Raw genomic sequence first — 24,517 nt, forward strand, 5'->3', positions numbered from 1 at the left:
CGCGCGATGACGGGCGCGGTGCGGACGCTCCCGCCGCGGGTCAGCAGCTGGCGCGATTGGCGGGCGGTCCGCGATCGCCTGGCGACGCTGTGGCGACGCTCCCTGCGCTTCCGCACGATCCTCATCACGGTGGCCCTCACCGCCGTGACCATCCTCGTCACGTGCGTGGCGATGGCCCTCGTCATCCAGAACGAGCTGTTCACCGCCCGCAAGGACCAGGTGCTCCTCGAGGCCCAGCGCGCGACCGCGTCGGCGCAGGCCACGCTCGACGCGGCCGTCGACTCGACCGATCCGGCCGCGGCGCAGACGCTCATGAACGGCATCGCGACGCGGCTGTCGCAGCAGTCCTCGAGCGATCTGATCGCGCTGTACCGCATCGGTCCGCCCTCGCCCCTGGCGCCGCAGCCGTTCATCTCGCCCGCGTTCGAGTCGGGCCTCGTCTCCGACGCGCTGCGCAAACAGGTGCAGTCGAGTCCCGATCTGCAGTGGTGGCAGTCGGTGGCGTTGCCCTCCGACGGGGGCCGTGACGTTCCCGGCATCCTGGTCGGTCATCAACTGCGCTTCCCGGCCGAAGACGGGGTCGATTCCTACGAGCTGTACATGGGGTACGACCTCATCAGCGCCTCGCAGACCCTCGCGTTCGTCCAGGTGCTGCTGTGGGTGGTGGGTCTGATCCTGGTGGTGCTCATCGGTTCGATCGCGTGGTTCGTGCTGCGCTCGATCACCACGCCCATCGCGGATGCCGCCGAGACCAGCGCGAAGCTCGCGGCGGGCGATCTGGGCGTGCGTCTTCCCGTGCGCGGCGAAGACGAGCTGGCGACGCTGAACCGGTCGTTCAACGCCATGGCCGACAGCATCGAGTCGCAGATCAAGGAGCTGGCCGACCTCTCGCTCGTGCAGCAGCGCTTCGTGTCCGACGTCTCGCACGAGCTGCGCACGCCGCTGACGACGATCCGCCTCGCCGCCGACATCATCAACGACCAGCGCGAGGAGTTCGATCCGGTCACGGGACGCGCGGCCGAGCTGCTGCACGCGCAGGTGCAGCGCTTCGAGGTGCTGCTCACCGACCTGCTCGAGATCAGCCGGTACGACGCCGGCTCCGTGCAGCTCGAGCTCGAGGCGACGAGCCTCGCCCACCTCGCCGAAGACGTGATCCTCTCGATGGAGCAGCTCGCCGAAGGGCACGGCTCCGACGTGCGCCTGGTCGCACCCGGCGGGTACACCCCCGTCGACATGGACGCCCGCCGCGTGCGGCGCGTGGTGCGCAACCTGCTCGGCAACGCGATCGAGCACGGCGAGGGGCGGCCGATCGTCGTCTCGGTCGACAGCAACCGCGACGCCGTGGCACTCGGCGTGCGCGACTTCGGTCTGGGCATGAAGGCCGACGACGTCGAGCGCGTGTTCGACCGGTTCTGGCGGGCCGACCCGTCGCGGGTGCGCACGATCGGCGGCACGGGTCTGGGCCTGTCGATCGCCCTGGGCGACGCGCGGCTGCACGGCGGCACCCTGGCGGTGTGGTCGGAACCGGGCCGCGGATCCAACTTCGTGCTCACCCTGCCCCGAGACGGACGACCCGCGGGCGCCTCGCCCCTGCCTCTCGTCCCCGACGACGAGCAGGGCGGCGCCCTCGAGGCGCTGGGGCTCACCCAGCCCATCTCGCTCAACCGCTCGACCTTCGGGAGGATGCCGTGAGACGCGCCCTGGCCCTCGTCAGCCTCGCTCTCGTACTCGCCCTGACGGCGTGCACCGGATTGCCGACCACCGGGTACGTCAACCCCGGGCGCGGCCCGCAGAGCGATGACGCGCAGGCGTTCGCGTTCGTGCCCGACGGTCCGCAGGACGACGCGTCGCCGGCCGAGATCGTCGAGGGATTCCTGCGCGCCGGCTCGGGGCCGGCCGACGACTGGGCGACCGCGAAGCTGTTCCTCTCGCCCGGTGCCACCTGGGACCCCCGCGCCCGCGTGACGATCGACACGCTCGCCGCGCGCCGCGCCGCACCCTCCGCCGACGGCACGGTGGTGACGGTGTCGCTGTCGACGGTGGCGGGGGTGGATGCCGACGGCGCCTACGCCCCGGCCGCCACGGGCAGCGCCCAGACCCTGTCCTTCGCCCTCGCGCAGGTCGACGGCCAGTGGCGGATCACCTCCGCCCCCGACGGGGTCGTGCTGTACGAGGAAGTGTTCCCGACGGTCTACCAGTCGGCATCCATCGCGTACTTCGACCCGACGTGGAGCTTCATCGTCCCGGACGTGCGATGGTTCCCCCGTGCGCTGGTGGCCAGCCGCGTCGCGACGGCCCTGGTCGACGGTCAGCCGAGCTCGTGGCTGTCGGGCGCCGTGCGCAACGCCTTCCCCGAAGAGCTGTCGCTCGTGGGGCGCTCGGTGACGCTGTCGTCGGGCGGCGTCGCCCAGGTACAACTGCCGCGGGCGGCGTTGAGTCTGGACCGCACGACCCTCGACCGCATGCAGACGCAGCTGGCGCGCAGCCTGTCGTCGGCCGGCATCAGCGAGGTGCAGATGACGGTGGAGGGCACCCCGGTCACCGCCTCCGAGGTCGCCGTGCGCGTGACGCGCATCGATCCCTCGCCGGCGGTGCTCACCTCGCTCGGCGTGTTCGGCGCCCTGTCGGGCGACCAGGTCGAGTCGATCCCGGGTCTGTCCGACGCGATCGAGTCCCTGGCGCCGACGATGGTGGAACTCGAAGCCGACCGCAGCCTGGCGGCGGTGCGCACGCAGCAGGGAACGGTGGCGAGTGCGCTCGCCGACGGTCGGACGTTCCTGCTCGACGACCGCCCGGGCCTCATCGCCCCCACGATCGACGCCGAGGGAGCGATCTGGAGCGTGCCGAGTGCGGCCCCCGCGCAGCTGCACGTCATCACGCCCGAAGGGGTTCCCCGCGACGTCGGCAATGCGTGGCCCGATGCCTCCGAGATCACCGCGATGCAGATCTCCCGTGATGGTACGAGGGTGGCGGCCATCGTCACCGTGTCGGGTGCGCGCGAGGTGTGGGTCGCCGGCATCCTGCGCTCGGCGGGCGAGATCGACCTCGGTCCGCCGCACGTGCTGTCGTTCTCGCAGCAGGGGGCGTTCGACCTCGCGTGGCTCGACGACACCACCATCGGCGTCCTCTCGTCGGTCGACGGTGTCAGCCGCTTGAGCGAGCTCAGCGTGGGCGGTCGCGGCACCGAGGCGCAGGCGCCCGAGGGGGCGCGAACGCTCGCCGCGGGGAGCACGAGCGTCCGCGTGCTCGACGATCAGGGGCGCCTCTACAGTCGGCGCGGAAGCTCGTGGACCCTGGTGGCCTCCAACATCCGGGTGCTGGCGGCGCAGCAGGGCACCACGTCCTGAGCGGGCGCGGCTTCTCCCCAGCCCGGTCGGTGCGGCATCCGTCCACGGTTCGGGCCTCTCGCCCCGCGCCCGTGCGGGGCGTCCGCCACGATGGCCGCATGTCTCGTCCTGCGCTCACCGACACGATCTCGTCGGCCCTCCGCGATGCCCTGACCTTCTGGCTTCCGCTGGCGTGCGCCGGCTGCGGCGCGCTCGATGAGTCCCTGTGCTCCGGATGCCGCCGGGCTCTGGCCGCCGTCCCCGTCCCGCGCGAGGTGGGGCCGGGGGTGCCCGTGCTGTGCGCGCTCGAGTTCTCGGGGGTGCCGGCGCGGGTCCTGCGCGCCCTCAAAGAAGACGGTCGCACCTCCCTCGCCCGGGATCTCGCCCCGGCTCTCGCCGATGTCTTGCGTGCGGCCGTTGTCTCCGGTGCCCTCGTCGTCCCGGTGCCCTCGTCGGCTGCGGCCTTCCGACGCCGCGGCTATCGACCGGTCGAGCTGCTGGTGCGTCGGGCGGGGTGGCATCCGGAGCGCGTGCTGCGGGTGCGGCGCGCGCCGGCCGATCAGCGCGGCCTCGATCGCATCGCCCGACAGCAGAACGTCGGGGGAGCCTTCGCCGCGCGGTCCGTCGTCGGGCGCAGGGTGGTCGTCGTCGACGACGTGGTGACGACCGGGGCCACGCTCATCGAGGCGACGCGGGCCCTCCGAGCGGCGGGAGCCGCCGAGGTGAGGGCCGTCGCGCTCGCGTACACGCCGCGTCGCAGCGCATCAGAAGGTGAATCGCAGGTGATTGCTACGTGACAGGGCGGTGGCGTCGGACTAGCGTGGGGATGACTGAAGGCGACGGATGTTCCGCCCTTAGACCGGGCGGAACCCGGAACAAGGAGGTCACTGATGGACACCAACATCGTCGGAGTGGGAGTCGGTATCACCGATCGTTTCCGCACCGTGGTTGAAGAGAAGGTCAGTCGCATCGAGCACCTGGCGCCCCGCGCTCAGACTCTCGAAGTCAAGGTCACCCATCGCTCGTACCGCAACGGGCGCATGGAAGACGACACCGTGGAGCTGACCCTCGACGGCAAGGGCCCGGTGGTCCGAGCCGAGGCCACCGATGCCGATAAGTTCGCCGCTCTCGACCTCGCGGTCGACAAGATCTCCGAGCAGGTGCGGCGCGCGAAAGACAAGCGCGTCGACGCCCGAAACCACCCCCGCGGGGCACGCTTCGAGAAAGGCACCGGCGAACTGGCGGGCATCGACGTCGAGCCCGCTTCCGTCGAGGTGCTGCGCGCCGTCGCCACCGGTGAGGTGCCGGTCCAGGATTCCGATGTCGACGAGGCGGAGTACTCGCCCGTCGTCATCCGCCAGAAGGAGTTCGGCGCCGAGTGGATGACGGTCGAGGACGCCGTCGACCGCATGGAGCTCGTCGGCCACGACTTCTTCCTCTTCATCGACGCCCGCACCGACCACCCCAGCGTCGTCTACCGCCGCAAGGGCTGGGACTACGGCGTGATCGCGCTCGCCGCGCAGGCCCCACCGGCGGAGCAGATCGCGTCCTGACGCACCCTGCCGCATGACGGAGCCCCGGTCCGGGTGGACAGGGGCTCCGTCTGGCGGGGCCCGCGGGTTCGCGCAGCCGCACCCCGTAGCGCGGCAGCTGCGTCATCCGCCGCGCGAAGCGGATCCGGCCGTGCTCAGCCGTCGAAGATGTCGCCGAGCAGCGAGCCGATGACGAGACCGCCCAGCATGCCGCCGACCATGTTGCCGCCGCCCATTCCGCCGCCGCCGCGGCCGTAACCGCCGCCGCGCCCGCTGCCGTCCCATTCACTGGGTCGGGACTGCTCGATGTCGCGCTGGGCGATCTGCAGGGATTCCGAGGCGAGCGAGCCGGCCCGGCGAGCGGTGGCCAGCACCGTCTCGCGATCGTCTTCGGCGACCGGCCCCAGGGGGAGTCCCGCGCGCAACCGCTCGGCCTCGACGAAGCGCGTCCGCGCGTCGGCTCCGATCCACCCGCGGTGGCCGGTGATCAGGCCGCGGGCGACGGCGAGCTGACGGTCGGCGTCGTCGATCGCGTGCTCGACCTGTTCCTGAGAGGGGACGGGACGTGAGGCGCGCTCGCGCGCGTGGTCGAGAGCGGCGTTGGCCTGCCGCAGGGACGACAGTGCCGCGAACGGGTCGGTGCGGGCTCCGGATGCCGGCAGTGCCGCCAGAGCACGCTCCAGGTCGGCCATGGCCTGCGTGACGGCGGGGGTCTGGGCGCCGCGACGGGCTTCGGCGAGATCGCCGCGCGAGTCCTCGACGACGGCGGCGAGGGTGGACTCCGCGCGGAGCGCTTCGATCTCGAACATGTCGACCGCGTCGAGCAGGGACTCCGCGCGCCGTGCCGATTCGGTGGCGGCTTCGAGGGCGACCGAGGCCTGCTCGCGCTGCCCGGCCTCGCGGCGACGCTCCGAGACGGCGGCGGTGTGCACGGCGAAGTCGAGCAGCTGCTCGATCTCTTCGGGATTCCCGCCGATCTGCTGCAGGGCGGAGTCGCTGTAACGGCGCGACAGCCGCTCGACGACCTCGCGGGCGTTCGGGACGCGCTCGGCGAGGCGGTCGCGGTCGGCGCGTACGCGAGCGATCGTCTCGGGTGCGCGGCGCACGGCGTCGATCTTGGGCTGGAGCACCTGCGTGCGCTCCTCGAGCAGGTCTTCGGCCCACTGCGACAGCTGGATGATGCGCGCGTTGCGCGTGCGCAGCTCGTCTTTGGTGTCGGGGATCTCGTCGTGGTTCAGCTGGTGCAGCCGGAACGCCTCGGCGAGGTGCGTGCGCACCGACTCGAGGGCGGCCGCGAGATCTTCGGTGGCCTTGTCGCCGAGCTCGGCGCGGGCGAAGTCCAGCTCGTCGGAGGTGAGGCGCACGCGCTCATCGGCGGCGACGATCGCGAGCTCCGCCCGGCGGGCGAGATCGGCGTCCGCCGCGTCTTGCTCTTCGCGCTTCCTCTTGCCCCAGAAACCGGCCATGGGTCGATCCTAGGCCGCGGGGTAGGGGCCGTCGCCGAGTGTTCGCTTTGGGCGCGAGTGCCGACTTTCGGATTGCGGCCGCCTCGCAGGTCACGAACGGGTAACACGGATAACATGGGCGATGTATGCCTGTTCGCAGGCCGGTGCCCACGCGGGCGCCGCACCCGACAGATGGAGATGCTTCGTGGCCAATCCGCTCGAGAAACTGCTGCGCGCCGGTGAGGGGCGCATCCTCCGCCGTCTGCAGGGCGTGGTCAAAGCGACCGGCGCGCTCGAGGAGGACTACGAGCAGCTCACCGACGACGAGCTGCGCAACGAGACCGTCGAGCTGCGCGCCCGCTACAAGGCCGGCGAGACGCTCGATCAGCTCATGCCCGAGGCCTTCGCCGCCGTGCGCGAGGCGGCCAAGCGCACCCTGGGTCAGCGTCCCTACGACGTGCAGGTCATGGGCGGCGCAGCCCTTCACCTGGGCAACATCGCCGAGATGAAGACCGGTGAGGGCAAGACGCTGACGGCGGCCCTCCCCGCCTACCTCAACGCCATCGCCGGTGAGGGTGTGCACGTCATCACCGTCAACGACTTCCTCGCGAGCTACCAGTCGGAGCTCATGGGCCGCGTCTACCGTGCTCTCGGCATGACGACCGGAACCGTCGTGGCCGGACAGACCCCCGAGGTGCGTCGGGAGCAGTACGAGGCCGACATCAGCTACGGAACGAACAACGAGTTCGGCTTCGACTACCTGCGCGACAACATGGCGTGGCGCAAAGAAGACCTCGTGCAGCGCGGACACTTCTACGCGATCGTCGACGAGGTCGACTCGATCCTCATCGACGAGGCGCGTACCCCGCTGATCATCTCGGGTCCGGCATCCGGCGAGGCCAACCGCTGGTTCGCCGAGTTCGCGAAGCTCGCCCGCACCCTCGAGGCCGGCGTCGACTACGAGGTCGACGAGAAGAAGCGCACGATCGGCGTGCTCGAGCCCGGTATCGAGAAGGTCGAGGACTACCTCGGCATCGACAACCTGTACGAGTCGGCGAACACGCCCCTGATCTCGTTCCTCAACAACTCCATCAAGGCGATGGCGCTGTTCAAGCGCGACACCGACTACGTCGTCATGAACGACGAGGTGATGATCGTCGACGAGCACACCGGCCGCATCCTCGTCGGGCGCCGTTACAACGAGGGCATCCACCAGGCGATCGAGGCCAAAGAGGCCGTGCCGGTCAAGGCCGAGAACCAGACCCTCGCCACCGTCACGCTGCAGAACTACTTCCGCCTGTACGACAAGCTCGCGGGCATGACCGGTACCGCCGAGACCGAGGCCGCCGAGTTCATGTCGACCTACAAACTCGGCGTCGTGCCCATCCCCACGAACCGGCCGATGGTGCGCAAGGACCAGTCCGACCTCGTCTACAAGAACGAGACGGCGAAGTTCGCGCAGGTCGTCGAAGACATCGTCGAGCGCCACGAGAAGGGCCAGCCGGTCCTCGTCGGCACCACCAGCGTCGAGAAGAGCGAATACCTCTCGCGCCTGCTGGCGAAGAAGGGCGTGCGCCACGAGGTGCTCAACGCGAAGAACCACGCGCGCGAGGCCGAGATCGTCGCCCGCGCCGGTCGCCTGGGGGCCGTGACGGTCGCCACCAACATGGCCGGCCGTGGAACCGACATCATGCTCGGCGGCAACGCCGAGTTCCTCGCCGTGCAAGAGATGAAGGCGAAGAACCTCGACCCCGTCGAGACGCCCGAGGCCTACGAGTCGGAGTGGGACTCGGTCTACAAGGGCACGCGCGACACCGTCGCCGAAGAGGCCGCCAAGGTCGTCGAGGCCGGCGGGCTCTACGTGCTGGGCACCGAGCGTCACGAGTCGCGCCGCATCGACAACCAGCTGCGCGGTCGTTCGGGTCGACAGGGCGACCCCGGCGAGAGCCGCTTCTACCTGTCGCTGACCGACGACCTCATGCGGCTGTTCCAGTCGGGTGCGGCCGAGGCGATCCTCGCGCGCACCAACTTCCCCGACGACGTCGCCATCGAGTCGGGGCTGGTGTCGCGCGCGATCAAGAGCGCGCAGTCGCAGGTCGAGGCCCGCAACGCCGAGATGCGCAAGAACGTCCTCAAGTACGACGACGTGCTCAACCGTCAGCGCGAGGCCATCTACGCCGACCGCCGTCACATGCTCCAGGGCGACGACATCGCCGACCGCGTGCAGCACTTCATCGAAGATGCCATCACCGCGGTGATCGACGACCACACCGGCTCGGGGCACACCGAGTCGTGGGACTTCGACGCCCTGTGGACCGAGCTGAAGACCATGTACCCGGTGAGCGTGTCGATCGACGAGGTCGTGGCCGAGGCCGGCGGGAACAAGGGGCGCATCACCCCCGAGGGGCTCAAGCGCGAGATCATCTCCGACGCCCGCATCGCTTACGAGAATCGCGAGAAGAGCCTCGGCGAGCAGGCGATCCGTGAGCTCGAACGCCGTGTCGTGCTGCAGGTGCTCGACCGCCGCTGGCGCGAGCACCTCTACGAGATGGACTACCTCAAAGACGGCATCGGCCTGCGTGCCATGGCTCAGCGCGACCCGCTGATCGAGTACCAGCGCGAGGGCTACCAGATGTTCCAGTCGATGATGGGGCAGATCAAGGAGGAGTCGGTCGGATACCTCTACAACCTCGAAGTCGAGGTGAAGAAGGTCGAGGGCGACAACGCCGAGGTCGAGGCCAAGGGCCTCACCGTCAGCCCCGTCGAGACGCAGCGCCTCGAGTACTCCGCCGCGAACGACGCGGGCGAGGTCGAGGTGCGCAACGATCGCGGACAGGTGCAGCAGGCAGCCACCAACCGTCTGCGTCAGTCCGGACAGGCGGCCGCTCCGGCGACCGAGGCGGCTCCGGCCGCGGCCCGCGGGGCGTTCGGGCAGCGCACCGACGGCGAGGAGCCGGCATCCGGGAACCGCGCCGACCGCCGCGCCGCCGGAAAGAAGAAGTAAGAACGACCCCGGATGCCGCGCCCCCACGTCGGGGCGCGGCATCCGTCGTTTCACCAGGGAGGTGCAGGAGCGGTCCACCGGGTGTCGATTGGCTGGATACCGGCGGGGATATCCTGAACCGATGAGCCCGCTACGCCCCCTCGACCAGTCCTCGAAGCTGAAGGATGTCCTCTACGAGATCCGCGGCGAGGCCCTCGTCGAGGCCGACCGGCTCGAGGCCGAGGGGCACTCGATCCTCAAGCTCAACACGGGCAACCCCGCCACGTTCGGTTTCGAGGCTCCGCATCAGATCGTGCGCGACATGATCCAGTCGATCCCCAACGCGCACGGCTACAGCGACAGCCGCGGCATCCTGTCGGCGCGGCGCGCGGTGGTCTCGCGATACGAGGAGGAGCCCGGGTTCCCCCACCTCGACCCCGACCACGTGTACCTCGGCAACGGGGTGTCCGAACTCATCACCATGACGATGCAGGCGTTGCTCGACGAGGGTGACGAGGTGCTCATCCCCGCGCCCGACTATCCGCTGTGGACGGCGATGACGAGCCTGGGCGGCGGAACCCCGGTGCACTACCTGTGCGACGAGCAGCGCGAATGGCAGCCCGACCTCGACGACATCCGCGCGAAGGTGACCCCCCGCACCAAGGCGATCGTCATCATCAACCCCAACAACCCCACGGGTGCGGTCTACTCGCGCGAGGTGCTCGAGGGGATCGCCGACATCGCCCGGGAGCACTCGCTGCTGCTCCTGGCCGACGAGATCTACGACCGCATCCTGTTCGACGATGCGGTGCACATCCCCATGGCCACGGTCGCGCCCGACCTGCTGTGCCTGACCTTCAACGGCCTGTCGAAGACCTACCGCGTCGCGGGCTACCGCTCGGGGTGGTTGGCGATCACCGGGCCCATGGACCACGCGCAGGGCTTCCTGCAGGGCATCAACCTGCTGGCATCCACGCGTCTGTGCCCCAACGTGCCGGCGCAGTTCGCGGTGCAGGCGGCGCTGTCGGGCGTGCAGTCCATCGACGCGCTCATCGCCCCGAGCGGTCGTCTGCACGAGCAGAGGGATGCCGCCTGGCAGGGACTCGAAGCGATCCCGGGTGTCTCGTGCGTGCTGCCCCGCGGGGCGCTCTACGCCTTTCCCCGGTTCGACCCCGAGGTGTACGAGATCCCCGACGACGGCAAGTTCGTGCACGACTTCCTCATCGCCGAGCACGTGCTGCTGGTGCAGGGGTCGGGCTTCAACTGGCCGGCCACCGACCACGTGCGCATCGTCACGCTGCCGGAGGCCCGTGTGATCTCGGATGCGATCGAGCGGTTGGGGAACTTCTTGTCGTCCTGGCGGCCGTGATCGAGGTCGGGCGCGGAAGTTTCCTGCACGTTTCTACGTAGATTCTGGTCTCGGCCTTCGCCGTCGACTACTCGTGATCATTCTCGTCACGAGTGCGATCATGACGTCTTTTTCCTTCGGGTCGCTCATGGCAACGAGTAGGGCGGTCGCCGCCAGAGCATTGTTTGATGTCCGCCTTGTGCCGCCCGCTTTGTTCAGGATGCCGTTCCTGGCGAGGAAGGTGACGAACAGGGCAGCGGCGGTGCGTTTGTTGCCGTCCACGAGCGGATGATCTTTCACGACGAGGTAGAGCAAATTGGCTGCCTTTTCCTCGACGGTCGGGTAGAGGTCGTGGCCGTCGAAGCTCTGGTAGAGCGTTGCGATGATTCCGGTGAGTCTGTCGCCGCGTTTCTCGTCCGAGTAGCGTGTCGGCGGGGAACTCCTTGCGGAGTTGCGTGACTATGTGGTGTGCGTCATCGAGGGTCAGTTCCCACGCGGGCATGACGGACGATTGGGCGTCAATCTTTCCGTCGTCGTAGTCGCGGAGGAGTGTGAGTCCGGGGAGATAGCTCTGGAGGACGTCAGCGACTCCGGACAGGAGTTCATCCGTTGAGCGGTGCAGGATGTGGACGATCGCGTCGAGTTTTTCGAGGCGCTGCTCGTTGACGACGTATCCGCGAACCAGGTATTCGCGTAACTGTCGGGTGGCCCAGATCCGGAACTGTGTGGCCGTGGCGATCTTCACGCGGTAGCCGACGGAGAGGATGGCGTCGAGATTGTAGAAGGGAAGCTCGCGCGCTACACGGCGTGGGCCCTCAACGCGAACCTGTCGGAATTTCCGACAGGTTGCCGCCTCGTCGAGTTCACCCTCGTCGTAGACGTGCTGGATGTGTTCGACGACGTTCGTACGTGACGTCTGTAAAAGTTCCGCGATCTGCTGCTGGCTCAACCAGACGGTCTCCGCGTCGAATCGGACGTGGAGGGTCGGAGCACCATCCTCACGGTGGTACAGGATCACTTCGCCGGACGGCTGCGCGTCCGTCATGCGGTGTGCTCGCGACCTTGCATGTCATCATCTCGGCCTGGGATCTCCCCGATGCGTCGAGAGTGCAGCGTATGGTTCCGACGCCGGGATGACGGTGCCCACGGCGGAAGAGTGATGGGCGTGAACGTTGCGCCCATGTCGGGGCACCTCAGGGGAACATCGACCGTCGTCACAGAAGCGCCAACGCCGTCACACGCCATCGCCCGTCGAGGCCCTCGAGACGCAGGGCGATGGCGCGCGTGCGAGCGCGGGCGGCCGCGGTGACGGTGGCCTCGACGACCCCGTCGGCGGGCTGCGAGAGATGGACGTTGCGGATCTCGTGCACATCGCGCAGGGCGGCCACGCGCCGCGCGCTGCGGGCACGTGCCGCGAGGTTCGCCCGCACTGATAGGGACCGGTAGACCTCCTCCGACAGCCAGCGCGCGAGTTGTTCCACCTCGCGGACACCGGCCAGCACCTCGAGCACGCCCCGCACGATGTTGCGGATGAACGTCTCGGGCGGGGGAAGGGCGTCCGCCGACGTCTTCTGCGGGCTGAAGAAGTCGTCGTGGCGGGCGGCGGTGCCCCCGGTCGTGGTCGAGCGTGTGAGCGGCAGCGTCATGCTTCCCTCCGTCGTCATGAATGGCGCCAACGAGCGGGGGGATGAGGCCGAGAGTAAGCCAGCGGGAGAACACCCGCCGGGGCATTCGTCGACTCTGTGGACGAAACGCGAGAAGGGTGAGGTGGGGAGGGGGAGTGGATCCGGAGCGGGTTCAGTCGTCGTGGCGGATGTCTCCGCGTCCCCACAGTTCGGGGAAACTCGCCGCCTGCGACTGCCGCCAGAGAGCCGCCCGGCGAGCCGTCTCGCTCCGTTCGTCGAGGTAGGCGTCGACGCTGTCGAGGGCGATCCGCCATCGTGGCGGTTCCCCGATCTCGACGCCGCGCAGCTGCCCCTCGCGGGCGAGCGCGATGACGTCGGCGACACCTAAGCCCAGCGTCCGAGCGACCTGGTCTGCCGGGACGAATCGCTCGCGGGGTGAGGACGCGTCCGTCATCCGGTCAGTATGTCCCCGTTTCGGTGGGCACACGAGAATCACCCGTGAGACGCGAACGAGAGGTGCGGCGTAACCCGTGCAGCGATGTGCGGGCGTTTCCGCGCGTCGGTGATGGTCTGTCGCTTCGCCCGCCCGAAGGAGACGGCCTGGCGAAGTTCACCTTCGAGTTCACCCACGCCCGGGGTTCCCGCGCCGGCGCGGTGAAGACCCCGCGAGTCCCGCCGGACGAGCCCTCTAGTCTGGAGGGGTGTCGACACTCAGTGAACTCGTCTACGCCCAGGGCCGCTCGAGCGAAGCCGATGTGGAGTGGCTGCACCGCCTCGCCGGCGATGGACAGTTGCTCGCCGACCTGGCCTTCGCCGACATCGTGATCTGGGTACCCACCCCCGACGACTCGTTCGTCGCCGTCGCGCACACGCGTCCCGGGGGAGCGGCGACGCTGTTCTACCGCGACATCGTCGGCGATCGCGTACGTCCCCAGTGGCGCACGCAGGTGCGCGAGGCGTTCCAGAGCGGGCGCATCGTGGATTCGGCCTCGCCCGACTGGTTCGAAGAGACGCCCACCCGCGTCCGCGCCGTGCCGATCGTGCGCGAGCTCTCGCGCGAGGGTCACGCCGTGACCACCGTCGGCGTGCTGACGCGCCACACCAACCTGGGCGAGACGCGCACCCCCTCCCGCCAGCAGATCACCTTCAACGACTGCGCCGACGACCTCTTCGGAATGATCTCGTCCGCCGAGTTCCCCGACCTGACCGCCCCCACCGCTCCGCGGCGTGGAGCGCCCCGCGCCTCGGACGGCCTCATCCGCCTCGACGTCGACGGCATCACGACCTTCGCGAGCCCCAACGCGCTGTCGGCGTTCAACCGCATGGGCTTCGACGACGAGCTCGAGGGCGAGTCCCTCGCCGAGGTGACCGCGCGCATCCTCCCCGCCAAGCGCCAAGACGTCGACGAGTCGCTCCCCGTCGTCGTGAGCGGCCGGGCTCCGTGGCGGGCCGACATGGAAGCTCGCGGCGTGCAGGTGTCGCTGCGGACCATCCCGCTGCGCGACCGCGGCACGCGCATCGGCGCGATCGTGCTCAGCCGCGACGTCACCGAGATCCGCCACCAGGAGCAGGAGCTCATCACCAAGGACGCCACGATCCGCGAGATCCACCATCGCGTCAAGAACAACCTGCAGACGGTCGCCTCGCTTCTTCGCATCCAGGCTCGTCGAACCCACTCCGACGAGGCCCGGGACGCCCTCAGCCAGGCGATGCGTCGCGTCTCGGCGATCGCCGTCGTGCACGACACGCTCTCGGAGGGGCTGGCGCAGAACGTCGACTTCGACGACGTCTTCGCGCGGGTGCTGAAGCTCGTGGCCGAGGTCGCGGCGGCGCCCAACACCCGCGCGCGCACCCGCAGCACCGGCAAGTTCGGCACGCTGCCGAGCCAGTTCGCCACGCCGCTCGCCCTCGCTCTCACCGAACTCGTGACCAACGCCGTCGAGCACGGGCTCGCGGGGCAGGAGGGCGACGTCGAGATCGCCGCCGAGCGCGGCGACGAGATGCTCGAGGTGAAGGTCCGCGACACCGGAGTGGGCCTTCCCGAGGGTCAGGTGGGTCGCGGCCTCGGCACGCAGATCGTGCGCACCCTCATCCAGGGAGAGCTCGGCGGCACGATCGACTGGCACACGCTCATGGGCAGCGGCACCGAGGTGACCATCGAGATCCCGCTGCGCTACATCGGTGGTTCGTCGGTCTGAGCTCGGGCCGAGGGCGCGCGGGTCGGACCGAAACGCCGAGAAGGCCCACCCCAGAGGGATGGGCCTTCTCGGCGACGACGTCAGGAGGCGCGGCGGGCGCGCGCGGCGCGGCGCTTGAGGGCGCGACGCTCGTCTTCGCTGAGGCCACCCCACACGCCCGAGTCCTGACCGGACTCGAGGGCGTACTGCAGGCAGACCTCGGTGACGGTGCAGCGCGCGCAGACCGACTTGGCCTTCTCGATCTGGTCGACCGCGGGGCCGGTGTTTCCGACCGGGAAGAACAATTCGGGGTCGACGGTCAGGCAGGCTGCTTTGTCGCGCCAATCCATAGGGGTGCTCCTTGTAACAGAAAAATGATCGATTCGGCACCGAGATTCGGGTCCGGTACCCTGGTGGGAACGCGAGCGATTGCTCGCCCCACTTCGCTGTGGGAGCACACGGCTTGTTCCATGCTCCCATAGCGTTTCCGCCTGATCAAGAGGTAACCGGTAGGTTTCCGGAACGTAACGGCGCCGCTGCGCCGTCGGGAGGGCCTGTTCGATGCCTGTTCGTCTCACGGCCGCCGCTCTTCTGGCTCTCGAGGCCGTCGGCATCCTGGCCCTCGCCGGCTGGCAGATCGTGGCGTTGCTCGGGGGTGACACCGACTCGATCGTCAGCTCCCTCGCGCTCATCGTGCTCACCGTCATCGGCGCGGCCATCGTCGGCGCCTTCGCCGTCGCCACCGCGCGCGACGTGTCGGCCGGGCGCTCGGGCGGCATCGTCACCCAGCTGCTGATCCTGTCGGTCGCGATCGGTGCGATCACGGGGGAGTGGGCGGCGCCGGGCATCGCCCTGCTCATCGCGGTCCCCGGGGTCATCGGCCTGGTGCTGCTGGTGCTCGCGGTGCGGGCCTCGGCGCCGCGCCGGCGCGACGACGAGTCCTGAGCGCTCCGCCCGGCACCCACGCGAAGACCCCGCCGCCGCCGGAGCGGGACGGGGTCGTGGCAGCGCGGGTCAGGCGGCGGCGAGACCGAGGGTCTTGCGCAGACGCGCGACGTGGCCGGTGGCCTTGACGTTGTAGAGCGCCTCGGTGATGGTGCCCTCTTCGTCGATCACGAAGGTCGAGCGCAGCACACCGGTGACGGTCTTGCCGTAGTTCTGCTTCTCGCCCCACGCGCCGTAGGCCTCGTGCACCGTGTGGTCGGCGTCGCTCAGCAGCGGGAAGGTCAGCCCGTCGCTGTCGCGGAACGCCCGCAGCTTCTCGGGCAGGTCGCGCGAGAGGCCGAGCACGGTGTATCCGGCGCCCTGAAGCGATGCGAGGCTGTCGCGGAAATCGCAGGCCTGCGTCGTGCAGCCGGGAGTCTGGGCCGCGGGGTAGAAGTACAGGATCACGCGGCGGCCACGGAAGTCGCTCAGCGAGACGGGGTGCTCGTCTTGATCGAGCAGGGTGAAATCGGGCGCAGTGTCGCCCTTCGCGAGGTTCGTCACCCCTCCAGCCTAGAACGCTCGATGGCCTGGAACGTGGTCAGCAGGCGATGCAGGGAGTCGAGGCGCGCCGCAGCCCCGGGACCCAGGCGACCGGATGCCACGGCTTCGGCGATCGCGCAGTCGGGCGCATCGGGAAGATGCGTGCAGCCGCGCGGGCACTCCTCGGCGGCTTCGGCGAGGTCGGTGAAGGCCCCCAGCACGTGCGCGGGGTTAACGTGGCCGAGGCCGAAGGAGCGGACGCCCGGGGTGTCGATGACCCACCCCGACCCCGCGGGACCGCGGTAGCGCAGCGACACCGCCGACGACGAGGTGTGCCGCCCGCGTCCGGTGACCACGTTGACGTGACCGATGGCTCGCTCCGAACCTGTCAGCGCGTTCACGAGGGTGGACTTGCCGACGCCGGAGTGACCGACGAAGACGGTGGAGTGCCCCGCGATGGCTTCGCCGATGGCGTCGAGGGGCATCGCCCCCTGCGCGCTCGTGAACACGCGCAGGTCGATGCCGTCGAAGTGCGACAGGAACTCGGTGGGGTCGGCGAGGTCGGTCTTGGTGACGACGAGCAGGGGACGGATGCCGGCGTCGAGGGCCGCGACGAGATAGCGGTCGACGAGGCGCTCGCGGGGCTCGGGGTCGGCGGCGGCCACGACGATCAGCATCTGGTCGGCGTTGGCGACGATCACCCGCTCCACCTGATCGGTGTCGTCGGCACTGCGGCGCAACAGAGACGTGCGCTCCTCGAGACCGATGATGCGCCCGAGGGTGCCCTCGTCACCCGACTGGTCGCCGACGACGCGGGCCCGGTCGCCGTTGACGATGGGCTGCTTGCGCAGCTCGCGCGCCCGCGTGGCGAGCACGCGTCGTTCGTCGGGCCCGTCTTCGTCGATCAACACGGTGTAGCGGCCGCGGTCGACGCCGAGCACCCGGGCGATCTGCGCGTCGGCGTGCGCGGGTCGACGCTTGGTGCGCGGCCGGTTGGCCTTCGGGTTCGGGCGCGTTCGGATCGACGACTCGTCGTACTCCAGGTCGTCGTCGTCGTCGCTGTCGTCGAGCCAGCTCACGCGTCAGCCCACGGCATCCGTCGATCCGTCCGGATCGAGCATTGCGCGCCAGAGCGCGGCGAACTGGGGGAGGGTCTTGGCGGTCGTGCCGATGTCGTCGACCTGCACGCCGGCGACGCGCAGACCGAGCAGCGCGCCGGTCGTCGCGAGGCGGTGGTCGTGGTGGGCCTTCCACTCGCCGCCGCGCAAAGTCTGCGGCACGATGCGGATGCCGTCTTCGAGCTCGTGGGCCTCGCCCCCGAGCGAACGCAGGTTGCCGACCAGCGCCGCGATGCGGTCGGTCTCGTGACCGCGGATGTGCCCGATGCCGTGCAGCGTGGTGGGACCGTCGGCGAAGGCCGCGAGACCGAAGAGGGTCGGCGCGAGCTCGCCCGCGGCCGAGAGGTCGAGCTCGACCCCGCTGATGCCCTCGCCCGCGGCGACGGTGAGCGCTCCCGCCCGGCGGCTGACGCGCGCGCCCATCTCGGCGAGGATGTCGCCCAGCAGGGCCCCCGGCTGGGTGCTGTGCAACGGCCAGCCCGTGACGGTGACCGAGCCCCCGGTGACCATCGCGGCGGCGAGGAACGGTGCGGCGTTGGAGAGGTCGGGCTCGATCGAGACGTCTTTCGCGCGGACGGGTCCGGCGGGCACGATCCACTCGCCGGGCGCCGGGCGCTCGACGTGGATCCCCCGGTGAGCGAGGGCCTCGACGGTCATGTCGATGTGCGGGATGCTGGGCAGCCGCGAGCCCACGTGACGCAGGTGCAGCCCGACGTCGAAGCGCGGGGCGGCCAGCAGCAGGCCCGAGACGAACTGGCTGGACTGGCTCGCGTCGATCTCGACCTCGCCGCCGCGCACGTGGCCGTGGCCGCGGACCGAGAACGGCAGCGCCCAGTGCCCGCCGTCGTCGATGTCGACGCCCACCTCGCGCAGGGCGCGGATCATCGCGCCCATGGGGCGGTGTAGCGCGCTCTCGTGCGCCGTGACGTGCACGTCGCCGCGGGCGAGGCCCGCGAGCGGGGCGACGAACCGCATGACGGTCCCGGCTTGGCCGCAGTCGACGGTCGAGTCACCCGTGAACGACGCGGGCGGGGTGATGAGCAGGTCGGGCCCGAACGGGGAGTCGGTCTCGACCTCGTCGATGCCGACTCCGAGGGCCCGCAGCGCATCGATCATGCGCGCGGAGTCGTCGGAGTGCAGGGGCGCGTGCAGGGTGCCCGGGCCGTCGGCGATGGCGGCGAGCACGAGTTCGCGGTTGGTGAGGGACTTCGACCCGGGCACCGTGACCGTGGCATCCACGGGATGGGCGGCGGTGGGCGCGTCCCACGCACCGCGGGGAGTGGCGGTTGAAGGGGAATACCCGAGGGGAGTCATCGGTTCCTAGCCTAGTGAAAGGGGACGACACGTGACCGCACTTCTCGAGCGCGAGAGCAGGGCAGGGGCCACTCCGGTGAGCCTCGCGATGCCCGACGTAGACTGGCGCGCAATGGACGACACGGCGAACGCGAGCCCACTCCACGTGGAGCCTCGTGAACAGTTCGAAGAGCAGGCGCTGCCCTTCATGGATCAGCTCTACGCCGCGGCGATGCGCATGACGCGCAATCCCGCCGATGCGGCCGATCTCGTGCAGGAGACCTTCGTGAAGGCCTTCGGCTCGTGGGCGTCGTTCACGCAGGGCACGAACCTGAAGGCGTGGCTCTACCGCATCCTGACGAACACGTACATCAACACGTACCGCAAGAAGCAGCGCGAGCCCTACCAGAGCGCCATCGACGATCTGGAGGACTGGCAGCTCGGCGGTGCCGAGTCGACCACCGCGAGCAGTTCCCGTTCGGCGGAAGCCGAAGCGATCGACCACATGCCGGCATCCGTGGTCAAGGACGCGTTGCAGTCGATCCCCGAGGATTTCCGGATGGCGGTGTACCTCGCCGACGTCGAGGGCTTCGCCTACCAGGAGATCGCCGACATCATGAAAACTCCGATCGGCACGGTCATGAGCCGTCTGCACCGCGGCCGGCGGCTGCTGCGCGACCTGCTGTCGGACTACGCCAGAGAGCGCGGCATCCAGACCGCCACGGGAGAGACGAAATGAGCGACTGCGGCTGCGACCAAGCACGACGCGACCTCGAAGAGTACCTGCGCAACGAGGTCTGCAAGACCCAGCACAAAGACATCCGCGAGCACCTCGAGAGTTGCCCGGGATGCCAGGACGAGGCCCTCGTGGCCCGCACGCTGACCGACGTGGTCGCGCGTGCGTGCAAAGAGACCGCGCCCGACGAACTGCGCGATCAGGTGCTCTCGCGCCTGCGGGCGATCCAGGCGACGCACTGACCCTTCCGGGCCCCGGCTCGGCGCGTGTCGGAGGCCGTCCGTAGGCTGGGGGCATGGCGATCATCGACACGCTCCCTCTTCCCGCGGATGCCGAGTCCTCGGCGACCCTGTCCGACTCCGGCTTCGACTACGCGGTGGTCGACCCCGACGGGTCGGGGTTCGTCGACTTCCTGAGATCGGTCTCGCGCGGTTTCCTCGGTGAGGAGCCGTCGGACGACGAGGTCGAGAGCGCCCGTCGCGCGCTGCGTTCGCGTCGACTGGTCGGCGTGTTCGACCCCGCCGGCTCAGAGCCCGCCTCGCCGGTGGCGACGGTGGACTCCTGGCCGGCTGAGTTGACCGTGTCTCCGGGGCGCATCGCGCCGCTGTACTCGATCAGCGCCGTCACCGTCGCGCCGACCCACCGCCGGCGCGGCATCGCGCGCGCCATGCTGACCGGCGAGCTGCGCACCGCGGTGTCGGCCGGGTACGCGATCGCGGGGCTCACCGTCACCGAGGCGACCATCTACGGGCGCTGGGGCTTCTCGCCCGCCGCCTGGGCGAGCGACGTCGTCGTCGACACCCGGCGGGCGCGCTGGACCGGCCCCGTGGCCCCCGGCCGTCTCGATTTCGTCCCGCGCGAGAGCCTCCCCGAGCGGTTGGCAGCGGTGCACGAGCGCATCCGTACGCGTCGGCCCGGATCCGTCGCCGGGTGGGAGGGCCGCTGGCGGGGGATGGCGGGACTCACCCCCGATGCGAAAGACGGCAAGAAGGTGCGGGCGGTCGCGTATCGCGATCTCGACGGCGTGGAACGCGGCATCCTGGTCTACACGATCGGCGAGGATCCGGGCGACGACTACACGGCGCACGAACTCAGCATCCGCGCCCTCTTCGCCGACGGTGACGAGGCGTACGCGGCGCTCTGGCGTTACGCGATCGAGCACGACCTCGTCGCGCGCGTGACGGCATCGCTGCAGCCGGTCGTGCCTCCGGTGCAGTGGATGGTGTCCGATCGCCGGGCTGTCACCGCCACCCTCACCGACCATCACTGGCTCCGCATCCTCGACGTCGCCGGCGCGCTGACCTCGCGCCGCTACGCCGGAACGCTCGATCTCGTGCTCGCCGTGCACGACCCGCTCGGTTTCGCCGACGGTTCGTGGGCCGTGCGCATCGATGAGTCCGGAGAGGCGACGGTCACCCCGGCCGGCGACGACGCCCCCGACGTCGAGCTGAGTGTGGGGGCCCTCTCGTCGTTGCTCCTGGGTGGCGTGCGCGCAACGGAGCTGGCGGCCGCGGGAACGGTGCTCGGCGACGCAGAAGCCCTCGCCGCCCTCGACGGCGCTTTCACCCCCGAAGCGACCCCGCTCCTCGACATCTGGTACTGACCCCTCGTCCATAGCCTTTCCCCGTAAAATCCGGGGCGATGTCCGAACCCTCCCCACCCCTGTCCGCTGAGCGGGCGCCGTCGCGCCTCCGCGCGCGGCTGCGCACCCTCGGCGCGGTGTCCCGCCGGTACGTGCGAGACCACCCCGTGTCGCTCTGCGTGGTGGTGGCCGTGCTCGCCACCGCGGCCGCGACCGGGGCGCTCTGGGGCGAGGACGCCCTCGTCTGGGGGGCGGGTCCGCTCGCCACCTTCGCCAACGGACGGTGGTGGACCCTGGTCACCGCGCTGGTGGTGCCCGACTCGACGATCGACGCCGTGTCGTCGGTGCTGCTCGCGCTGACGGTGCTGGCGTACGCCGAGCGCCTGCTGGGCTCGCGCCGGGCCGGTCTGCTGCTGGTCGTGCTGGGACTGAGCGGTCTCGTGGTCGGGATCGGCCTGCACGCGGCGGCGTGGACGGTGACCGATCTGCGTCCGGTGGTCGCCGCCGAGGTTCCCGTGCTCGATCCCACGACCCCCATCGCCGGGGTGGTCATGGCGGCATCCGCCTTCGCCCCGACGCTCTGGCGTCGACGGCTGCGGCTGGTGGGCTTCGCCCTGCTGGCGTTGTTCGCGCTCTACGCGGGCGACGCCGACTCGTGGTACCGCCTGACCGCCGCGGTCATCGGCCTCGGCGTCGGCGCCGTGCTCGCGCGGGGACGCGAGCGCCGTTCGTGGCATCGCAGCTCGACACGCGAGACCCGCACGCTGTTCGCGATGCTCGTCGCGGTCGTGGGCAGCGGCCCCCTCGTGGCCCTCGTCAGCGGCGGTGGTCGCGGACCCCTCTCGCTCGTCGTCGAGGCCTACACCCAGTACGACGATGCAATGCTCAGCCGATGCGGCCGGGTCGCCGAGGCGGTGTGCGACGAACAGATCGCCCTCCTCATGACCCGGGGCGCCGGCCCCGCTCTGCTGGCGATCGTGCCGCTCGTGCTCCTGCTGATCGCGGCGTGGGGCTTGCGCCGAGGGCGGCGGGCGGCGTGGGTCCTCGCGATGCTGGTGCTCGTGGCATCCGCCGTGCTGCCGGTGATCTCGCTGCTCGACGGCCGCCTGCAGATCGACCCGTGGGTCGACGGCAGCGGCGCCGAATACGTGCTCTGGGCGATCGCGACCATCGTCATCCCGCTCGCTTTGGCGGCGGCTCTCGTCGTCACCCGCGCGCGCTTCTCGGTGCGCGCCACGCGCAAGGCCGCCGCAGTGGTCACCGCCGTCGTCGCCGTCGCCTTCGTCGCCTGCGGGACGACGTTCTTCGTCGTGGAGTCGCTCAACCGCCGCTCGTTCAACCGCGACCTGTCGCTTCCCGAGATGCTCGGCCTCACCCTGCGGCGCTTCCTGCCGCCGTCGTTCACCCACCCCGGTGGCTCGTCGGCCTTCCCGCATCAGGGTCCCGCGCTGTTCGTCTACCAGTGGATCGGGGTGCTGTTCTGGGCCGTCGTGGTCGCCGCGATCCTCTGGCTCTACCGTCGTGCCCGCCGTCCCGTCGCGGGGGGACACGCGCACTACCGCGAGCTGCTGCGGCGCGGGAGCGACACCCTCGGCTTCCTCGGCACGTGGGAGGGCAACCGCCACTGGTACTCGGACGACCGAGAGTGCGCCGTCGCGTACCGGCTGACCGGTGACGTCGCCCTGGCCGTCGCCGATCCTCTGGCCCCCGCGGGGCGCCGGATCGAGGCGCTGCGCGGGTTCACCGACTACTGCCTCGAGCACGGCTGGATCCCCGCCTTCTACAGCGTGCACGGCGACACCCTCGACGACCTCGTGAGCCTCGGGTGGCGGCACGTGCCCGTCGGGGTCGAGACGGTCATGGACCTCGCGGGTCTGACCTTCGCCGGCAAGACCTGGCAGAAAGTGCGCCAGCCGCTCACCCGCGCCGAACGCGAGGGCTACACCGCGGTTTGGACGCGGTGGCACGAGCTGACCGTGGGTCAGGCGTCGCAGGTCGTCGCGATCGACGAGGAGTGGGTGGCCGACCGCGCGCTGCCCGAGATGGGTTTCACGCTCGGCTCCCTCGACGAGCTGCGCGACCGCGAGGTGCGTCTGCTCCTCGCGGTCGGCCCCGACGACCGTGTCGAAGCGGTGACGAGCTGGATGCCGAGCTGGACCGACGGTGAGATCACCGGGTGGACCCTCGACTTCATGCGCCGTCGCACCGACGGACCCAACGGCATGATGGAGTTCCTCATCGCGAAGGCCGCGTTGCAGTTGCAGGAAGAGGGCGCCACGGTGCTCAGCCTGTCGGGCGCTCCGCTCGCCGACGACCCGGCCGAGCCGGTCGACGGCGACCCCGCCCCGCTGCGGGCACTGCTGCGCTGGCTGGCGGAGGTGCTCGAGCCGGCATACGGTTTCGCCTCGCTGTTCCGCTTCAAGGGCAAGTTCCGCCCCCGGTACCGTCCGCTCGCCCTGGCGTACCGCGACCCGCTCCAGCTCCCCGCGATCGGGGCCGCCGTCGGACGCGCCTACCTTCCCGACGCCTCCCGTCATGAGATGGTCGCTCTGGCGAGGAGTGCGTGGGAGGGCCGCCGATGAACCGTTTCCTGCTGTCGTTCGAGCTGATCGACAGTCCGCTGCTGATCGTGTGCGCGATCATCGCCGGGGTGGGTGCGCTCGCCGTGGTGTCGTGGGCTCCGCGCCGCGTGGTCCGCACGCTCGTCATCGGCGTCGCCGCGGGGGTGGTGATGTACATCGTCGCCCACATCCTCGAGGCCCTGAACCTCTTCCAGGGTCCGCTACCCGCCGGGGCCGCCGTCTGGGCGGCGAGCGGCGTCGCTGCGGCCGCGGTGGGCGTCGTGGGCATCTGCCGACGCCCGTGGGGGCGTCGGATCGCCGGTGCGCTGACGGTGGTGGCGGCTCTCCTGGCCGCCGCGCTCGGCGTCAACACCGCCTACGGGGTGACGCACAACCTCGCCGCCATCCTCGGCGTGCAGGCGCTCGATCCCGCGGCTCTTCCCGCGCAGGCCGCCGTCGCGGGAGACCCGGCGACGCTCTACCAGACCTGGGAGCCGCCCGCGGGGATGCCGACGCAGGGGGCGCTGAGTGCTCTGTCGGGGAACGCGAAGATTCCCACCGGGCAGTTCGCGGCTCGAGACGCCTCGCTGTACCTTCCGCCCGCAGCACAGGTCGCGAACCCGCCGGCCCTCCCGCTACTCGTCTTCATGATGGGGCAGCCCGGTTCACCGGATCCGACGGCGCTGGCCAAAGCGCTCGATGCCTTCGCGGCGAAGAACAGGGGCCTCGCCCCGATCGCCGTCGTCGTCGACCAGCTGGGGGCCCCCGACCGTGATCCCGCGTGCGTCGACTCCGCGAAGTACGGCGCCGTGTCGACCTACATCAACCAGCTCGTGCCGCAGTGGGCCGAGAAGAACCTCAACATCGTGAAGGACCACCGGTACTGGACCATCGGGGGCTTCTCGAACGGCGGCTCGTGCGCCGCGATGTACGGCTCGAAGTACCCGGACGTGTGGGGGCAGATGCTCGACGTCATGGGCAACGAGTTCCCGGGATCCGAGCACGTCGCCGAGACCGTGGCCGACACGTACAACGGCGACGCGGGCGCGTTCCAGGCCAACAAGCCGTCGGTGATCATGGCGGCCGCTCCCGCCGGGACCTACACCGGTCACCTGGCGATCTTCACGTGGGGAAGCGCCGACACCACCTACGGCCCGGGACAGAAGGCCAACTCCGAGGCCGCGCAGGCCGCCGGGTTCACCGTGCTGACGCACATCGTCGAGGGTGCGGGTCATACGGGCGAAGCGCTCGACGCGAGCCTCGCGTTCGCCATTCCCGCGCTGGCTCCGACGCTCGGACTGGCGCCGCCGGCATCCTGACGCGT

General features: G+C 70.2%; 21 protein-coding genes and 1 pseudogene. 13 read left to right on the forward strand and 9 right to left on the reverse strand.

Annotated elements, in window-relative coordinates:
- The first annotated feature begins 6 nt into the window (after positions 1-6).
- The 4 genes from mtrB (at position 7) to hpf (ending at position 4,879) form a co-directional block, all read left to right on the forward strand.
- Positions 7-1,692, forward strand: coding sequence for an MtrAB system histidine kinase MtrB (gene mtrB / locus ASG45_RS06810; protein WP_055834576.1), 1,686 nt, complete (start codon positions 7-9; stop codon positions 1,690-1,692).
- Positions 1,689-3,347, forward strand: a complete 1,659-nt coding sequence (locus tag ASG45_RS06815) for an LpqB family beta-propeller domain-containing protein (protein WP_055834578.1) — start codon at positions 1,689-1,691, stop codon at positions 3,345-3,347. Before mtrB ends, ASG45_RS06815 begins: the two co-directional genes overlap by 4 nt.
- A 98-nt stretch (positions 3,348-3,445) precedes the next feature.
- Complete coding sequence (locus ASG45_RS06820; protein ID WP_055834580.1) at positions 3,446-4,123, forward strand: ComF family protein; 678 nt, start codon at positions 3,446-3,448, stop codon at positions 4,121-4,123.
- A 93-nt stretch (positions 4,124-4,216) separates the two neighbouring features.
- Positions 4,217-4,879, forward strand: coding sequence for a ribosome hibernation-promoting factor, HPF/YfiA family (hpf, locus tag ASG45_RS06825; RefSeq protein WP_055834583.1), 663 nt, complete (start codon positions 4,217-4,219; stop codon positions 4,877-4,879).
- Between the two features lie 134 nt (positions 4,880-5,013).
- Here hpf and ASG45_RS06830 read toward each other — a convergent pair whose 3' ends face one another.
- Complete coding sequence (locus ASG45_RS06830) at positions 5,014-6,324, reverse strand: hypothetical protein (protein ID WP_055834586.1); 1,311 nt, start codon at positions 6,322-6,324, stop codon at positions 5,014-5,016.
- A 184-nt stretch (positions 6,325-6,508) separates the two neighbouring features.
- On the opposite strand from ASG45_RS06830, the gene secA reads away from it, so the two are divergent.
- Positions 6,509-9,307 (forward strand): preprotein translocase subunit SecA, encoded by a 2,799-nt coding sequence (gene secA, locus ASG45_RS06835; RefSeq protein WP_055834588.1) that lies wholly within the window; start codon positions 6,509-6,511, stop codon positions 9,305-9,307.
- A 121-nt stretch (positions 9,308-9,428) separates the two neighbouring features.
- Positions 9,429-10,655: a pyridoxal phosphate-dependent aminotransferase gene (locus ASG45_RS06840; RefSeq protein WP_055834591.1), complete on the forward strand. Its 1,227-nt coding sequence runs from the start codon at positions 9,429-9,431 to the stop codon at positions 10,653-10,655.
- 33 nt (positions 10,656-10,688) lie between these two features.
- Here the strand turns inward: ASG45_RS06840 and ASG45_RS16465 are convergent, their stop codons facing one another.
- The 4 genes and pseudogenes from ASG45_RS16465 to ASG45_RS06855 form a co-directional block, all read right to left on the reverse strand.
- Positions 10,689-11,021 (reverse strand): type II toxin-antitoxin system death-on-curing family toxin, encoded by a 333-nt coding sequence (locus tag ASG45_RS16465; RefSeq protein ID WP_200943406.1) that lies wholly within the window; start codon positions 11,019-11,021, stop codon positions 10,689-10,691.
- Between the two features lie 253 nt (positions 11,022-11,274).
- Positions 11,275-11,679: pseudogene (locus ASG45_RS16470) on the reverse strand (virulence RhuM family protein); the annotation flags it as partial.
- A gap of 169 nt (positions 11,680-11,848) precedes the next feature.
- Positions 11,849-12,280 (reverse strand): Rv3235 family protein, encoded by a 432-nt coding sequence (locus ASG45_RS06850; RefSeq protein WP_055834597.1) that lies wholly within the window; start codon positions 12,278-12,280, stop codon positions 11,849-11,851.
- A gap of 151 nt (positions 12,281-12,431) precedes the next feature.
- Positions 12,432-12,713: a helix-turn-helix domain-containing protein gene (locus tag ASG45_RS06855; protein WP_055834600.1), complete on the reverse strand. Its 282-nt coding sequence runs from the start codon at positions 12,711-12,713 to the stop codon at positions 12,432-12,434.
- Positions 12,714-12,960: 247 nt separating this feature from the next.
- On the opposite strand from ASG45_RS06855, the gene ASG45_RS06860 reads away from it, so the two are divergent.
- Positions 12,961-14,457 carry a sensor histidine kinase gene (locus ASG45_RS06860; RefSeq protein ID WP_055834603.1) on the forward strand — a complete coding sequence of 499 codons (1,497 nt, stop codon included), beginning with the start codon at positions 12,961-12,963 and terminating at the stop codon, positions 14,455-14,457.
- 80 nt (positions 14,458-14,537) lie between these two features.
- Here the strand turns inward: ASG45_RS06860 and ASG45_RS06865 are convergent, their stop codons facing one another.
- The gene (locus ASG45_RS06865; RefSeq protein WP_013583608.1) at positions 14,538-14,786 is read right to left on the reverse strand and encodes a WhiB family transcriptional regulator; all 249 of its coding nucleotides are present in this window, start codon (positions 14,784-14,786) and stop codon (positions 14,538-14,540) included.
- 211 nt (positions 14,787-14,997) lie between these two features.
- Between ASG45_RS06865 and ASG45_RS06870 the strand changes: the two genes are divergently transcribed.
- Positions 14,998-15,381 (forward strand): hypothetical protein, encoded by a 384-nt coding sequence (locus tag ASG45_RS06870; RefSeq protein WP_055834606.1) that lies wholly within the window; start codon positions 14,998-15,000, stop codon positions 15,379-15,381.
- A gap of 69 nt (positions 15,382-15,450) precedes the next feature.
- Here the strand turns inward: ASG45_RS06870 and bcp are convergent, their stop codons facing one another.
- Genes bcp through aroA form a run of 3 tightly spaced genes read right to left on the reverse strand, consistent with a single transcriptional unit; the run spans position 15,451 to position 18,335 of the window.
- On the reverse strand, positions 15,451-15,924 hold the full coding sequence (gene bcp, locus ASG45_RS06875; protein ID WP_055834609.1) for a thioredoxin-dependent thiol peroxidase: 474 nt from the start codon (positions 15,922-15,924) through the stop codon (positions 15,451-15,453).
- Positions 15,921-16,982, reverse strand: a complete 1,062-nt coding sequence (rsgA, locus tag ASG45_RS06880; protein ID WP_055834612.1) for a ribosome small subunit-dependent GTPase A — start codon at positions 16,980-16,982, stop codon at positions 15,921-15,923. The genes bcp and rsgA overlap by 4 nt, the downstream gene beginning before the upstream one ends.
- Positions 16,983-16,985: 3 nt before the next feature.
- Positions 16,986-18,335, reverse strand: a complete 1,350-nt coding sequence (gene aroA, locus ASG45_RS06885; RefSeq protein WP_055834615.1) for a 3-phosphoshikimate 1-carboxyvinyltransferase — start codon at positions 18,333-18,335, stop codon at positions 16,986-16,988.
- 112 nt (positions 18,336-18,447) lie between these two features.
- Between aroA and ASG45_RS06890 the strand changes: the two genes are divergently transcribed.
- Genes ASG45_RS06890 through ASG45_RS06910 form a run of 5 tightly spaced genes read left to right on the forward strand, consistent with a single transcriptional unit; the run spans position 18,448 to position 24,512 of the window.
- Positions 18,448-19,053, forward strand: a complete 606-nt coding sequence (locus tag ASG45_RS06890; RefSeq protein WP_235560549.1) for a sigma-70 family RNA polymerase sigma factor — start codon at positions 18,448-18,450, stop codon at positions 19,051-19,053.
- Positions 19,050-19,292: a zf-HC2 domain-containing protein gene (locus tag ASG45_RS06895; RefSeq protein WP_055834618.1), complete on the forward strand. Its 243-nt coding sequence runs from the start codon at positions 19,050-19,052 to the stop codon at positions 19,290-19,292. Before ASG45_RS06890 ends, ASG45_RS06895 begins: the two co-directional genes overlap by 4 nt.
- A gap of 53 nt (positions 19,293-19,345) precedes the next feature.
- Entirely contained in the window at positions 19,346-20,653 is a 1,308-nt protein-coding gene (locus ASG45_RS06900; RefSeq protein ID WP_055834622.1) for a GNAT family N-acetyltransferase, read from the forward strand.
- A gap of 38 nt (positions 20,654-20,691) precedes the next feature.
- The gene (locus ASG45_RS06905) at positions 20,692-23,214 is read left to right on the forward strand and encodes a bifunctional lysylphosphatidylglycerol flippase/synthetase MprF (RefSeq protein ID WP_156459395.1); all 2,523 of its coding nucleotides are present in this window, start codon (positions 20,692-20,694) and stop codon (positions 23,212-23,214) included.
- Positions 23,211-24,512: an alpha/beta hydrolase gene (locus tag ASG45_RS06910; protein WP_055834629.1), complete on the forward strand. Its 1,302-nt coding sequence runs from the start codon at positions 23,211-23,213 to the stop codon at positions 24,510-24,512. The genes ASG45_RS06905 and ASG45_RS06910 overlap by 4 nt, the downstream gene beginning before the upstream one ends.
- The last annotated feature ends 5 nt before the right edge of the window (positions 24,513-24,517 follow it).

It is taken from the genome of Microbacterium sp. Leaf436 (assembly GCF_001424715.1).
In the GTDB taxonomy this organism is placed as follows: Bacteria; Actinomycetota; Actinomycetes; order Actinomycetales; family Microbacteriaceae; genus Microbacterium.

Coding starts and splice junctions, on each gene's coding strand:
- mtrB (WP_055834576.1), top strand. CDS start 7: ATGACGGGCGCGGTGCGGACGCTCCCGCCGCGGGTCAGCAGCTGGCGC.
- ASG45_RS06820 (WP_055834580.1), top strand. CDS start 3,446: ATGTCTCGTCCTGCGCTCACCGACACGATCTCGTCGGCCCTCCGCGAT.
- hpf (WP_055834583.1), top strand. CDS start 4,217: ATGGACACCAACATCGTCGGAGTGGGAGTCGGTATCACCGATCGTTTC.
- ASG45_RS06830 (WP_055834586.1), bottom strand. CDS start 6,324: ATGGCCGGTTTCTGGGGCAAGAGGAAGCGCGAAGAGCAAGACGCGGCG.
- ASG45_RS06840 (WP_055834591.1), top strand. CDS start 9,429: ATGAGCCCGCTACGCCCCCTCGACCAGTCCTCGAAGCTGAAGGATGTC.
- ASG45_RS06850 (WP_055834597.1), bottom strand. CDS start 12,280: ATGACGCTGCCGCTCACACGCTCGACCACGACCGGGGGCACCGCCGCC.
- ASG45_RS06855 (WP_055834600.1), bottom strand. CDS start 12,713: ATGACGGACGCGTCCTCACCCCGCGAGCGATTCGTCCCGGCAGACCAG.
- ASG45_RS06865 (WP_013583608.1), bottom strand. CDS start 14,786: ATGGATTGGCGCGACAAAGCAGCCTGCCTGACCGTCGACCCCGAATTG.
- ASG45_RS06870 (WP_055834606.1), top strand. CDS start 14,998: ATGCCTGTTCGTCTCACGGCCGCCGCTCTTCTGGCTCTCGAGGCCGTC.
- aroA (WP_055834615.1), bottom strand. CDS start 18,335: ATGACTCCCCTCGGGTATTCCCCTTCAACCGCCACTCCCCGCGGTGCG.
- ASG45_RS06890 (WP_235560549.1), top strand. CDS start 18,448: ATGGACGACACGGCGAACGCGAGCCCACTCCACGTGGAGCCTCGTGAA.
- ASG45_RS06895 (WP_055834618.1), top strand. CDS start 19,050: ATGAGCGACTGCGGCTGCGACCAAGCACGACGCGACCTCGAAGAGTAC.
- ASG45_RS06900 (WP_055834622.1), top strand. CDS start 19,346: ATGGCGATCATCGACACGCTCCCTCTTCCCGCGGATGCCGAGTCCTCG.
- ASG45_RS06905 (WP_156459395.1), top strand. CDS start 20,692: ATGTCCGAACCCTCCCCACCCCTGTCCGCTGAGCGGGCGCCGTCGCGC.
- ASG45_RS06910 (WP_055834629.1), top strand. CDS start 23,211: ATGAACCGTTTCCTGCTGTCGTTCGAGCTGATCGACAGTCCGCTGCTG.